We start from the raw sequence: 12,659 nt of genomic DNA, 5'->3' as shown, positions 1-12,659 counted from the left end.
GCCCAATAATGCTGTGTTTGGGTAACGTAATTTCGCATCGATCACTTCTGTAACAGCTGCAATATACATCTTGTCGCTGATATATTCAGAAGATGAGTTCGGAGTCAGACGACGTACACGTACAAGCCAACCAGAATCAGCTCGAGGCAAATCAACGCGGTGTGCTCGCTCGTAATTTGCAGAAGTTTTATCAGAAATCTTGGTTTTTAGTACTTCAGTCCAGACACCTCCATCAGTCTGTAAATCGATTGCGTATTCGATCGTTACGCCTGATACATCACCATTTGTAGCATTCTGAGTACGCAAAGGACCCCACTTTAAGCGCAGGCGTACTGCATCGAGATCAAGATTACTAAAAGCTCGAACCCACGGCGTTTCAGACTTTAACTCCACATCGATGGCAGTTTCACTTTCTACTGCAGGAAAACCCTCAATGTATTCCTGATCATTAGTACCATTTCTAAAATCTACTTTTACATTTTCAAAGTTAAGGCTTCCATCTGCATTCTGAAGTGGAGTCTCTTCTAAATAAATTGACTGAAGTCCATTTGCAGGACCTTCAATTTCTCCTTCAGACAGTCCAAGAAGCTCCTTAATAAAAGTTTTCGATTGAGCAGAATCTGGTGAAATGACAGGTTGCCGTTGTTTATTGCTGCCTTTTTTTGCGCCTACTACTGCATTCATAAGAAATCTCACGCAATAAAAAAAGCGCTAGAAAGCGCCTGTTAAATAATTAAAATTTACATCTGATCTTCAGGATATTGACCAGCACTGATAATGAAACCACCAATTTCACGTTGGCCATATAAAATAGGTACTGGGTTGCCCTGAGCAACGGTGGTAACTGCACCGCCAAAGCCCTTATTTGCTCTATTGCCGTCTTGGTTTTGATCTTGAGTCGTATCAACCTTTGGCATAAGCATCATGGCCACCCCACCAAGCATCATTCCAATACCTGAACCAATCAATGCAGCACCGAGTGGTGCTCCACCGCCCAATGTGCCTACAGTTACTAAAACCCCCACCACGACCATCACAGCACCTAAAACAGTCTGTAATATTCCATTACCGCCTGCACCAACTACACGCGGAACAATATGAATAACCTCAGCTTCAGTATTCATATCAAGCTGTTCTTCACCGATATTATCGCCGGTAATGAGCCGCTTAGTTTCGTGGTCATAAATCGCTGGGCTTTTCTTGCCTCGCTTATTACTTGAGTTCTTTGATTTTAAAAATACGGCAAAGCGTAGGCCTTGCTCATGAGCATGCAACATAAAGTGTTCAAAGCCAGCAATCTGGACAGATAATGCACGCATGGCTTCCCGAGTATTTGCGACATCGAGCTTAAATTCACGACCAAATTTTTGCCCCAAGATGCCGTACAACTTAATTGTTTTTAACATCTCTATGCCTCAAGATTTTTACCGTTCTGGTTGACCATTGCGGTCCATAGATTTCACGTATAGATTTACGGCCGTGAAGCTGATGCAAAATTAATGTATTGCCAATACAAGGTTCAGTATCTTCGGACTTCAGCATTGCTTTATCACCAAGCCAAATGATGCAATGATTTGGGTGTTCTGTTCGTGGTACTCGACAAATCAACATATCTCCATATTGCGGAGTGTCCACTTCATAGAAACCGGCTTTCGGAAAGTTATCAATCAATATTGACGGATGATCTTTGTCTTCCCACCAGCCATCTTTTCGTTCAAAGTCTGGCAATTTAATACCAAGTTCGCGGTCATAAAAATCACGAACCAATGCATAACAATCCTGATAATGGTGAATATAGTTTCTTCCGACCAATGGAGCACGATAACCACAAGGTTCATAAACTTGAAAATCCAGATCCGGATAGGAACAAATGACCCAAGGTTTTTGATGTAACTCAATCTGAATTAAGTCTAGTTCTGAGGCTCTTGTAGTTCCGTCAGGGTGTGAATGCACATACGCTAATATCTCGCCCTGGTCTTCTGCTATAGCTAAATCTTCTGGATGAATTTCGAATTGATCAGAGTTTTTAGAAATATTGCGACAATGAATATATTCTTTACCAACTATCACGCCGCAGCATTCTTGTGGATAACATTCATCCGCATGTGCCATGATTGCTTTTTTAATTTTTGCCGTAAGTTTCATAAAACCTCACAATAAGCTTGAAGCCGGGAACCCACCAAACGGCAGCGGTTTATTTTCACCAAAACGCAATCGGCAAGAACGTAAACGTCCTCCGCATCGATCAAGTGCCGGATTATCTGTTGGCTCATCTTTATCAGTGAACATTGCAACACCTGTGTAACCACACTCTTCGCCCCGATACTTCCCTACCATGCACCAATGACAAAGTGAAGTAATTTGTCGAACTGGGATTTTCAAACCCTCAAAATCGATTGGATTGGACAACTCGAAAGTCACTTGTTGTGCATTTTCAGATGTCTTTTGCTCGATGTACCAGATTTGCTCTTTTGATTCATTCGATGCAGTTGGATTGCCTGCTGTGAAGTTTTCAGCATCTAAGTATTTAGCAAGAGTGGTAATAACTTTAAGTTTTGCACCAGCAAAGTCTTTAAACTGTAAACAGTAAGCAGACACAGCATTTTGAATGCCGTTGATATTGTTGGCCATGCTTAAAGTTGGCGCTGAAGCTTTACCATCTGAACGCATTTCAAGCCCAGATACTTCCAAAGCCATAGGCTCAAAAACTTGACCCTGCCAGATAATATTGCGGTTCCAAACTTTTTGATCACCGGTATCAAAAATCTTTCCAATGCTGCCAGAGTCGGCACCGATCAGACCACTTGAACCAATTGATGAGTAAATTTTTTCCCAGTCTTGAAAAGCTATATGCCCGTGGAAACGTAAAATGCCAGCTCCAAGTGAGCTGGCATCTAACTCATACAAATGAATTAATCCATCAACATACAGCTTCTGGAAATCACTATTCAGGGTCATAAATCACCTCGTCATAGATTGGATTTCCATCTTTATCTAAAACAGGTACATCATCAAAAATAGGTTTACCTTCACCGTCAACAGCTTGAACCCACTCAAAAACTGGTTCACCTTTTTCATTCATCACTGGTTGATTTGATAGGATGGGTGTGCCGTTTTGATCAGTTTGAATGTGGGTTACTGGCTTTTTATAGTTCTTGCCATCCACAATTACAGCTTTTCCTTCATCATCAAATAAATCTTCGTATTTAGTGATATAAGTCAGCTGCGGAGCATATTTAATTTGCTGGACCATCCTTGGCTGCTTTTCAGTACGCGCTGTTTTAATTACAACTGGTTTCTTAATCTCATTTAAACGAATATCGATCCAACGCGGTTCGCCATTGGCGTTGTTTGGAATATCAATTGGTGCATCAAGGTTAGCAACAATGTCACCCTCTTCATTTAGCTTTTTCTTGAAAGTTTTAATTTCAAGATCACCATTTTCTAAAGTTTGATATTCAACAGCGCAAATCTTGTTGCCATGGGTGTCAGTCGGAATCTCAATCCACCAACCTTCTTTCGAAAATCCTGAGCTGCCTTTTATCAAATAATGACCTACATCGATTTTTTCAAAAGTAATGTTCTGCTCAGCAGCTTCATCATTCAACTCAATCCTATTTGCATATAACTTAACAATTGGGGATGCAGCTTTAATAAACCCATTACTATCAATAGTCGTAATGCCTGTGTGCCATAAATCAACTAATTGCAAAGGGTATGTTTCACTATTTAAACCCTTAATTAATGAAACTCGGTTATCAGTAACTGAGGCCCCGATTGCAAATATGCCAGCGCCCACTTTTGAAGAAACAATATAAGGAAAGTAATTAGGCAGTTTTTTCCCGTTAATATCTACGTTTGAAACATTACTAAAGAAAAAACCAGACTTGTCTTTATGAGTATCATAAAAATTATTTGCACTGCCGGTATAAAAGTTAGCTTCCCCTCCCAGACCATAAGCACCAACTTCCATTAGATTTCCAGCAGCAGTTCCAACATATCGACTTGCAGCATGTGTCCAGTTCGTAAAGTTTTCATTAATTTTTGCGCCAGTTGAACGGAAAGTATCACCGCCTGCGCCAGTAGGCGCTGTGCCTAAATTCACTGTTTGAATTGTCATTTTCTTACTCGCATAAAAAAGCCCCTAACAAGGGGCTTTAAAGGGGTTTAAATTAAGGGTAAAAAACTTGGGTGAAAGTCGTGGAGATTTGCCATACATCACCGCCAATTTGGCGCGGTTGATATTCAGGACTTGTTTTAACTCGAACTTCACCGTCTAGTGGTGAATCCCAAAGGAAAGAATCCGCACCTTTGTGTCGGTCGAAGAATGCTTTGATTTGCATAATTTCGGCTTTATAAGCCGTTCTTTGATAAGTCCATTCACCAGCTCGGTTATTTATGCCTACAGCAATGTTTTGTTCATAACCGTCACCAAATTTGCTTGATAACGTATTAAAGCGCTGGGTATTACTATTGCCATCTAAGTCACATTCAAATGTGAATTTAAGGTCGCTCATAATTTTTTGGCCAATCGATTTTCATAATTACTGGTCTATCTTTAAAACGTTTTTTGCAAGTTTCCAGATTAGTCGTATCTTGGTCAGGTGCAAATAAACCACCACGCCTACTTTCACGAGCTGCCCATTCTTTTACTTGTTTGCCTATTAAGTCAGCAACTTTAGAACTCTTAGATTGTTTTTGAAAAATGAGTGTGAACGACAACCCAAAGACGAAACCAGTTGCATATTCAATATGATTAGACTTAATCAAACTTAAACTTATGTAAAAAACTGCAGTTATCAATAAAGCAAGCAGAAAAGTCATAAGATACTTTTTCACTGTTGTACTCCCATTAAAAAACCCACTCGTTCGAGTGGGTTCAAGCTAATTTATGATGGTAGCAATGTGATTTCTTTACCATCCCTGTCGTTTGGACATTCGGAATCGTTTTTCAATCTTTGCATCCACCATTGCCTCATTTTGTCTCTGATACTCTTTTAAGATAACTGTTAACTCCTTACCATCCCATTCAGAGGTAGCATCCACTTTTTCCGAAGTCTGATTGATAATGGTCACCGTGGGTTGAGACTTCTCAATTCTTCCAGAATTAATCGCATCAAACTGTCGTGCCTCCCGTCGGGTTGCTATAACGTCAGTTGTATTGTTAGAAACATAACCTCCATTTGCATAACCGCTTGGTTTGCTTTGACGCATGCTTTCAACAACGCTTACACCACCCCAGCGTTTGATATCTTCTTGCGACCAAACAACCTCACCTTTATGCACAATCCCTGCTGGAGTGTGTTTTAGGCCGTTACCTGTATAACCACCATCCGCAAAACCTTGCGGGGTTGCAGCTTGGATAAGAGATACAAAGGTTCCTGATTTAATTGTCGCGATCGCTGCTGCTGCCGCTTTTTGGTACCATGTACCTGGCTCATTTGCGTAAGCATCTGAAGCGGCTTTCCACATGTTCATTCCAGCCTGTGCCAATGCGAATGCACGTTGACTTTCATAAAGAATGTGGTAAGCACTTGATGACTCACCTAGCATATTTCTAAACATGCCAGCCAAAGCCCCTGTGACACTAGCTCCATAACCCAATTGGAGATTCATTGAATCATTTTGATAAGTAGATTCAATCAGTTTCAAACGCTCAAAGTGTTCTTTCATGATTTGTTCACGTTGTGCATTCAGAGCTACTAAATTTGCATTTGGATCTTTAGCTTGAATATCAAGTGCAGCTACTTGAGTATTTGCTAAATTTAGAGATTGAGCCCTCCGATCAGTGCGCGTTTGGTTTAGTTGGTATTGCTGACTATTACCAGTCATATCGGCTTTAGTCTGATCCCAATTTTTACTAGATTGAAAAGCCTTATCTAGAATCTCTAGACGTTCTTGCGCCTTAGATAAAGATAGGCGTTCCCGTCGTTCTTCTTCATCCTTAGTAGTTAAGTCAATCTGTTCCCGTTCAATACGATACCTTTCCTTAATGGCATCAACTTCTGAAAACAAGAACTGTCTGGCCTGAAATAAACGTTGCTCTCGAGCTATCTGAATTAGTGCTAATTCTTGTTGCAGTTGTTTTGCAAGTAAATCTACTGCCGCTTTTCTTTGTTCCTTTGTTAATTCTAGATCATGAGCAGCTTCAAACTGACGTTTTGCAAAACTGTCTGTTAAAAGCTGTTCTTCTGTTTTTAAAAAGTCACGGTAAGAATCTAGCTTAGACTTTGTGGCTTGCTCTGCAATTGCAATATCATTATCTGCACGAGCCCGTAGCTCAGCCTTAATTTGCTCTTTACGCTCAGGACTAAAATTAGCTTTATCAACATCTTCCAACTTCTTAGCAAGATCATTTCTAATCTTGGTTACTTCATTGGCTACATCGTTTTCCAGTTGACGGCGCAAGTTAGCCTGTTCTTCTGCCATTTTGGTGGCGTCTTGAATGATCTTATCAAAGTCTTTAGAAGAAATGTCGCCAGCTGTATAGCCATTAATTCCAGCCATATAGCCCTGAAAGTCTTTCCAGTATTGGTTGTTGTATTTGCCAATACCCTTACCCTCTTGAACATTACCTTCACCAGCATGATAAGCACGTACAGCCTTCTCCAAGTCTCCCTTAAAGAGCTTTAAAAGGTAAGACATATACTTACCTGCACCTTCAGCAGACTGAGCTAAGTCATAACGATCTTTTACACCATATTGCTTTGCAGTACCTTCTAGAAACTGGAACCCACCAGTTGCACCTGTAGACTTGTTGTAAGCTCTAGCATTACCACGTGACTCAATCATATGGATTGCAGATAAGGTGCCAGCTGGCAAATTGTACTTAGACTCAATGCCAGAAAAATTGTACTTCGCTGCATTAGCTTGAACTTTTGCATTAATGCTGAGTACTTTTTGCTGTTTTTCTAGCTCACTTGTATGTTTTCGCTCGGCAGCAGTTAGCTCATCCTTTTTGTCTTTAAGTACATCAAGGGCCTTTTGAGCTTGAGCAACTATATCCATTTCCTCTTTAGTGACAATTGCAGTTGTACCAGGAGGTGCTACCGCTTGCTTAGCTTTTTGCAACTCAAGAATCTTTTTAACCGTTTCCTCACTGTATCCAAGATTTAATAATGCTAGTTCTTCATTCGATTTAAGTACTTCAGTACGAAGACTATCGAAATAACCCTTTTGTGCTTTAGCCGCACGATCGGCTGCGTTAGCATTACTATGCAATTCATCTGTATTATTCTTTACTTGTACTGCCGCATTCTGCGCTTTGTTACCTGCAAGACTAACTTCAACACCGAATAGTTTTAGCTTTTCTGCAGATAAGCTAGCTTTGGACGAATTCTCATCATATTGCGCTGCTTGTGTTTTAAGTTTTTCATACAGATCCGTAGGCAATTTAATTTTATTTAAACGCTCAATAGCTTCTGAATAACTGATTGTTCCAGTTCTTGCATATTGGGAAATCTTTTCAACTTCTTTATTCCCTCGTGCATAGTTTTCGATATCAATTAAAGCAGCACCGACCGCAAACGAGGATTTTTCTAATGCTTCATTTTGAGCCTTGAATGCAGTAGTTAAATCATTAACGGCTTTTGTCTTGTCATTCCCAGATAATTTCTTTAAAGCTTCATCTGTTCTTTCCGCAACTTTTGCCTGTTCTTCAAGTTTTTGATTTGCTTTTGCTGCTTTATCTTGGAAATACATATAGCCTGCAGCTAAAGCCGTAATTCCAAGTGTAATTGCACCTATTGGCCCACCCACCAGCCCTAAAGCTCTACTACCTAAAGTGGCTACTGTAGTTAATCGAGATTGAGCTACCGAATAAGCTGTTGTCGCAATGGTTGCTTCTTTTACAGCAATATTATGGGCGATTTCAGCAGCGGTTAGTCTTTGAATCGCTGCAGCACGTGCATTGGCACTCAATGCTGCATTATATTCTGCTCGAGCTAATCCCAACTCAGTGAGAGTTAATGCAGCAGATTGTCTTGCTCGCATTGCTTCTACACCCAGTAACTGTACTTGAGATTGTGCCTCTGCAAGATTAGCTGCTCTTTGCTGAGCAGACGCGACGATACTAGCTTTAACGGCGACTGTTTTAGTTAAGATAGATTTTGTTATAAAGCCAATTCCAACAACTATTGCGCCATCAATGATGACATTCAGATTATTGCCAAGTAACTGAATACCACCGGCTAAAGTTTGTGCTGCTCCCGATCCTTTGCCTGCCTCACCTACAAATTTTGTAATTTGATTATTCAAAAGGGTCAATGACTGCCCAATAGTGACATCTGTTTTAGCAAATAATGTATCAACATCATTCTGAACATTTTTAAGTGCTTTAACGATCTCCTGTGAAGTAATTTTTCCTTCAGCAGCAACAGAACGCAATTCACCAACTGTGATACCCATACCCTGCGCAATTGCTTTTGCTAAAGCTGGTGTTTGCTCCATTACAGAGTTCAGTTCTTCACCACGCAAAGTGCCACTAGCCAAAGCCTGCCCGAACTGTACTAAAGCAGCATCTGCTGCTGACGCGCTAGCACCACTAATTGCCACTGCTTTTGAGACTGTTTCTGTTAATCGAGCAGTATCATCCATGGTCAAATTCAAGGTTTTCGCATTGTCACTAAAGCGCTGGTAAACCTGCAAAACTGAATCCCAAGCCGAATAAGTTTTTTGAGCAATATTGAAAGTATCTTCAGTAGCTTTATTCAGTTCTGTTTGGTTTTTGGTTACAAGCTTTAGACGGTTTTGAAGTCCAGTGTAAGCATCCATTTTTGAAACAGCTTCACCCGCAGTAACTAACCCAGCCATATAACCAGCAAGTGTTCGTGTTGCTACCGACAAGCCATCCATGGACTTAGAAGCGAACTCACCTTTTCTTTCTATACTATCGAGTTCGTTGCCTAAATTACGCGCATTACGTTCAGCATTTTTTGAATCTATGACAATTACTAAACGAGATTCTTGTGCCATACCACTTTTCTCCAGGCAACAAAAAACCCACTCAATGAGTGGGTTTTTATCTAACTAAACTAGTAATACTTTAGGTTAAATCATCCCTAAAGCACCTTATTCTTTAATCTTATTCATCAAAGCATTTAAAGTTTTTACTGGCTCACTAGCCTGCCCTTTTTCAGAATAAAATGAACCTTCTCGATAACCTTTAGATACCGTAACAATTCTGAATTTTACATTTTTACTTTTTAGCATTTTCTCTATGTAAATCTTCGGTAATACAACTACTCCAGTAGATTTCCATAATGATCCTCCCATATGCACTGATTTAGTGGAATCAATTGAAACTTTAAAATTCTGAATTTCATCATCTACATTAAAGGAAATACTTTCTATTAAAGATGATATGTCGCCAAGACTAAACGTTAATCCAATATTATCTGGGTCTGCGCTTGTCCAAACCCCACCAAATGAAACCGAGCTTAAAACTGTTGGTTTATCATAGACGTAAACACCATATTCCTTAACACTACATATGGTTCTATTATCAAAGCCACTGATCTTACATTCAGGATCATATTTGTCTTTTGCAAAAATTTGAGTAGAAACTATTAAGCTTAAAATGATTAATAATATTTTTCTCATGAAAATTTCCATCTAAATTAATGGGTAAAATTTAACAGTTCAAAGTTTTAAAAACTACCCACCAACCACTTTGATTTTTTCAATCATTAAATACATTTAATAGACCAAGCTTGTTTATAAAATTTAATCACAGCCTCAAAATCTCTTAATAAAGTTTCCTCTGTATATGTATCAGGTGATAGCTTGAGTAGAGCTGGCATATAGTGTTTTTTGTAGACCTCGGGATATGTCTTACACAATATTTCTCGCTTCTCATCATTTGATACATCATGATTATTTAATGCATCAAGCATCTTATCTATTTCATGTTTTGAAGTTAGATACTCCTCTTCAACTGAAGGAGGAAGTGGTTTTATTTCAACTTTTTTAGTGCAGCTAATTAAAACCACAATAAAAATAGAAAACCCCAGTGCATATAAAAGTTTTGCTAACATATTTTTAAATCTTATAATCCATTGTTTAGATTATATATTTTTACAGCTTTTAAATCTTTATTTTTTTCAGACATTAAAAAGCCACTCGATTGAGTGGCTTCACTACATTAAGCATGTAACAGCTTTTCAGCACCGGCGGCCAAAAATGCTGATCGAGTTTTAAATCTTTTATCTTTACCTACGTTATCATCAATCTTCCGAATTAAACGGCTAGGTAAAGTTACATTGATTTTTTCCGGCTTACCTAAATAACGACTGACATCAACCTCAGTAACTGCCCAGATCATACCTCTATAATCTTCTTGGTCAATAAACTTACTGACATCCGATGCTAATGGAATTTCTTCTCCATCTTCAGCAAGAATTTCTAAGTGGCCAGAAATTGCCTCTTTAACGTTCTCGATAGCTTCCTCTAATGTATCGCCTGCGCTAAAACATCCTGGAATATCTGGAACGGTGACACCAAAGGCTTCAGTGTCGATACCTCTCTCAATAGCAATTGGATACAACATTGCACTCACCTCTTGTACAAAATCGTACTGCGAAATAGGACTATATGTGTCTGATTGAAGCGGGTCACGTTAGACCCGCTTGCTTCAAAATGCTTTTAACAGTTCCGCTTGGTAAATCCTTTTTAGGATGCGGGATAGTAACTAATCCCTTTTTGTTTGGGTGCTTGAAGTGATGATGACTTCCTGTAACCCGAACCTCATACCAACCGTCTGCTTCAATCATTTTGATTAAATCCAGACTTTTCACACCGTCCCCTTATTAACTTGATGGTGCAATTATAACCCTAGAGTTATTTCTAGTAAATACCTCTAGGGTTATTTTTTAGAGTTATTTGATTTTTTATGTGACTCATCTAGGAACAGATTATCAATTGCAAAAATACAATCATTAAAGATGTCTCTGTCTACAGGTAATTCATAGTGCTCACAGTATGCAGAGATAGCCGAAATATCTAAAGAAAGCGGAATCCCTTGCTCATATCGCCTAGACCGTGAAATTACGTTATATGCAGAAAGAATCGCATTTGATGTATAAGAGTACTCCGGTTTCTCAATGACCTTCGCAGCTTGAAGATTTAAGGCTTTTGCGATCGCTGTCTGCTTCGCGTTGTAGTCGCTCGCTTCTTCTTCTGAGTTGAACTTGCACCAATTGTAGAGTTGGAGGACTTTCCCACCACATCATCCTTATATGCATCCGCTTCTTTTTGGATATCTTCAGCTTCTTGCTTTACGTATAGCCAAATTGAAATACCTATGTCGCCCATGTTAAGAAGCTTCGTGGCATTTTCAGGTGAATACTCAGGCTCAGTTTCAATAACTTCACCGCCCTCTATCTTTTCTTCAAATACTACGCCTTTCCAGTCTTCTATTAAGTGACATGCTGCAGCTTCGAGAAGTAATTCATGATAAAGCTTATCGTCTTTACTAGCCTTACTGACATCAAAACCTTTTGAGGTAATCTGATTATTCGCACGCTCTAATGCCACTTGATATGGCTTATATCCAGATCCACGAATTTTAAACTCAGCTAGTACATTCCCTTCCGTGTCCGTATATTCTCGCCATTTACTGACAGTTTTGCTTGTTTGAATTGTTACTTTTAAAGCCATATTAAGCTCCAAAAAAAAGCAGCCATAAAGGCTGCTATTGGTAAATTAAATTAAGGATTTTGGTTAGTTGCAGGCGCTGGAATACGTGTAATTGTCGGTTCTTCATCAGCAACTTTATATTCAAACGAGGAGTTTAAAATATCGCTGTTTCCACCACTTGGCAAAGTCGCAGTAATTTCTGCTTTAGGAATAAAAATTTCATAAGAATTCCCTAAAGTATCAGTAATTGGGACTCTCAAAGAAATAGTTGCATTGGTGAATTGTTTTTCGTACATGTCTGAAGTATTTCTTGACCATGCAGCAGTAAAAGAACCAGTACCATCAGCAAGGGTCTCTAAAATAGCTCGGGCATTGATTCCTTCGCCTAAGCATTTCTGTAACTTCATTGTGTTATCCCATTTGAATGAGAATGCAGTCAAGCAAGAGATACCAGCTTGAGATACACCATCAATCAAGATTTCACCCACAGATACATTAGATAGCTTAGGGTTATTATCTGCTGGGGTTACTGCTCCAGCTGGAGGCGCTGAAAAGTTAGTTCGACCTAAAGCCATTAGGCCAAAAGCCATCGTAATAAATCCAGCTTCAGGAACTTCAATACTGAATGTATTTACATGACAACCTCGGAATACGTGGAAGTCATTAACATCCTCAAAGCCGCGAAGTACTGAAAAAGTTTGACGAAGCGAACCACCAAAAGTAAGGACATTGGATGACCAGCTATTAAAAGCTGCCGCTGCCATTAAATCTTGCACAAGTTGGCTATATTTTGCTTCGCATTTTAATTCACCAGCATATTCAGCGCCTGTAATCATTGATGAGCGAGCAATGCGCCCACTAGTGATAGACTTTGACTCTTCTTTAGAAACTGTGGCATCTAAGCCATTATCTGTAAATTCAAAAGTCGTCCGAGCAAACGGCGTCGGCGTTACACCCACCGTAGTTTCTCTTGCAATTTGTGTTATCTGACGTGCACCACTCGACATGGCTTTTACTCCTTATAG

The 12,659-nt window shown here is 39.5% G+C and carries 13 protein-coding genes and 1 pseudogene; all 14 read right to left on the bottom strand.

Annotated elements, in window-relative coordinates; translation table 11 throughout:
* A pseudogene (locus KNQ97_RS11750) lies at positions 1-684 on the bottom strand (phage tail protein); the annotation flags it as partial.
* A gap of 56 nt (positions 685-740) precedes the next feature.
* Positions 741-1,406 (bottom strand): tail assembly protein, encoded by a 666-nt coding sequence (locus KNQ97_RS11745; RefSeq protein ID WP_253612270.1) that lies wholly within the window; start codon positions 1,404-1,406, stop codon positions 741-743.
* Entirely contained in the window at positions 1,390-2,145 is a 756-nt protein-coding gene (locus tag KNQ97_RS11740) for a C40 family peptidase (protein WP_253612269.1), read from the bottom strand. The genes KNQ97_RS11745 and KNQ97_RS11740 overlap by 17 nt, the downstream gene beginning before the upstream one ends.
* Before the next feature lie 6 nt (positions 2,146-2,151).
* Complete coding sequence (locus tag KNQ97_RS11735; protein WP_253612268.1) at positions 2,152-2,958, bottom strand: phage minor tail protein L; 807 nt, start codon at positions 2,956-2,958, stop codon at positions 2,152-2,154.
* Positions 2,945-4,120 carry a hypothetical protein gene (locus KNQ97_RS11730; protein WP_253612267.1) on the bottom strand — a complete coding sequence of 392 codons (1,176 nt, stop codon included), beginning with the start codon at positions 4,118-4,120 and terminating at the stop codon, positions 2,945-2,947. Before KNQ97_RS11730 ends, KNQ97_RS11735 begins: the two co-directional genes overlap by 14 nt.
* A 52-nt stretch (positions 4,121-4,172) precedes the next feature.
* Positions 4,173-4,517, bottom strand: coding sequence for a phage tail protein (locus KNQ97_RS11725; protein WP_253612266.1), 345 nt, complete (start codon positions 4,515-4,517; stop codon positions 4,173-4,175).
* Entirely contained in the window at positions 4,504-4,839 is a 336-nt protein-coding gene (locus tag KNQ97_RS11720) for a hypothetical protein (protein ID WP_253612265.1), read from the bottom strand. The genes KNQ97_RS11725 and KNQ97_RS11720 overlap by 14 nt, the downstream gene beginning before the upstream one ends.
* Before the next feature lie 75 nt (positions 4,840-4,914).
* Positions 4,915-8,973 carry a tape measure protein gene (locus tag KNQ97_RS11715; protein ID WP_253612264.1) on the bottom strand — a complete coding sequence of 1,353 codons (4,059 nt, stop codon included), beginning with the start codon at positions 8,971-8,973 and terminating at the stop codon, positions 4,915-4,917.
* 96 nt (positions 8,974-9,069) lie between these two features.
* Positions 9,070-9,600, bottom strand: a complete 531-nt coding sequence (locus KNQ97_RS11710) for a hypothetical protein (protein ID WP_188137450.1) — start codon at positions 9,598-9,600, stop codon at positions 9,070-9,072.
* An 86-nt stretch (positions 9,601-9,686) separates the two neighbouring features.
* Complete coding sequence (locus KNQ97_RS11705) at positions 9,687-10,034, bottom strand: hypothetical protein (RefSeq protein WP_188137449.1); 348 nt, start codon at positions 10,032-10,034, stop codon at positions 9,687-9,689.
* 107 nt (positions 10,035-10,141) lie between these two features.
* Positions 10,142-10,546, bottom strand: coding sequence for a type II toxin-antitoxin system HicB family antitoxin (locus tag KNQ97_RS11700; RefSeq protein WP_004700312.1), 405 nt, complete (start codon positions 10,544-10,546; stop codon positions 10,142-10,144).
* Positions 10,547-10,610: 64 nt separating this feature from the next.
* Positions 10,611-10,793 (bottom strand): type II toxin-antitoxin system HicA family toxin, encoded by a 183-nt coding sequence (locus KNQ97_RS11695; RefSeq protein WP_004700309.1) that lies wholly within the window; start codon positions 10,791-10,793, stop codon positions 10,611-10,613.
* 328 nt (positions 10,794-11,121) lie between these two features.
* Positions 11,122-11,655 (bottom strand): hypothetical protein, encoded by a 534-nt coding sequence (locus KNQ97_RS11690; RefSeq protein WP_253612263.1) that lies wholly within the window; start codon positions 11,653-11,655, stop codon positions 11,122-11,124.
* Between the two features lie 50 nt (positions 11,656-11,705).
* The gene (locus tag KNQ97_RS11685; RefSeq protein ID WP_253612262.1) at positions 11,706-12,641 is read right to left on the bottom strand and encodes a phage tail tube protein; all 936 of its coding nucleotides are present in this window, start codon (positions 12,639-12,641) and stop codon (positions 11,706-11,708) included.
* Positions 12,642-12,659 lie beyond the last annotated feature (18 nt).

The sequence above is a fragment of the Acinetobacter sp. UC24323 genome, assembly GCF_024151445.1.
GTDB lineage: Bacteria > Pseudomonadota > Gammaproteobacteria > Pseudomonadales > Moraxellaceae > Acinetobacter > Acinetobacter baumannii.
Note: the sequence above shows the minus strand (reverse complement) of the source record. Positions and strands in the feature narration are given on the sequence as shown.

Coding starts and splice junctions, on each gene's coding strand:
- KNQ97_RS11705 (WP_188137449.1), bottom strand. CDS start 10,034: ATGTTAGCAAAACTTTTATATGCACTGGGGTTTTCTATTTTTATTGTG.
- KNQ97_RS11710 (WP_188137450.1), bottom strand. CDS start 9,600: ATGAGAAAAATATTATTAATCATTTTAAGCTTAATAGTTTCTACTCAA.
- KNQ97_RS11690 (WP_253612263.1), bottom strand. CDS start 11,655: ATGGCTTTAAAAGTAACAATTCAAACAAGCAAAACTGTCAGTAAATGG.
- KNQ97_RS11715 (WP_253612264.1), bottom strand. CDS start 8,973: ATGGCACAAGAATCTCGTTTAGTAATTGTCATAGATTCAAAAAATGCT.
- KNQ97_RS11745 (WP_253612270.1), bottom strand. CDS start 1,406: ATGTTAAAAACAATTAAGTTGTACGGCATCTTGGGGCAAAAATTTGGT.
- KNQ97_RS11725 (WP_253612266.1), bottom strand. CDS start 4,517: ATGAGCGACCTTAAATTCACATTTGAATGTGACTTAGATGGCAATAGT.
- KNQ97_RS11740 (WP_253612269.1), bottom strand. CDS start 2,145: ATGAAACTTACGGCAAAAATTAAAAAAGCAATCATGGCACATGCGGAT.
- KNQ97_RS11735 (WP_253612268.1), bottom strand. CDS start 2,958: ATGACCCTGAATAGTGATTTCCAGAAGCTGTATGTTGATGGATTAATT.
- KNQ97_RS11685 (WP_253612262.1), bottom strand. CDS start 12,641: ATGTCGAGTGGTGCACGTCAGATAACACAAATTGCAAGAGAAACTACG.
- KNQ97_RS11730 (WP_253612267.1), bottom strand. CDS start 4,120: ATGACAATTCAAACAGTGAATTTAGGCACAGCGCCTACTGGCGCAGGC.
- KNQ97_RS11700 (WP_004700312.1), bottom strand. CDS start 10,546: ATGTTGTATCCAATTGCTATTGAGAGAGGTATCGACACTGAAGCCTTT.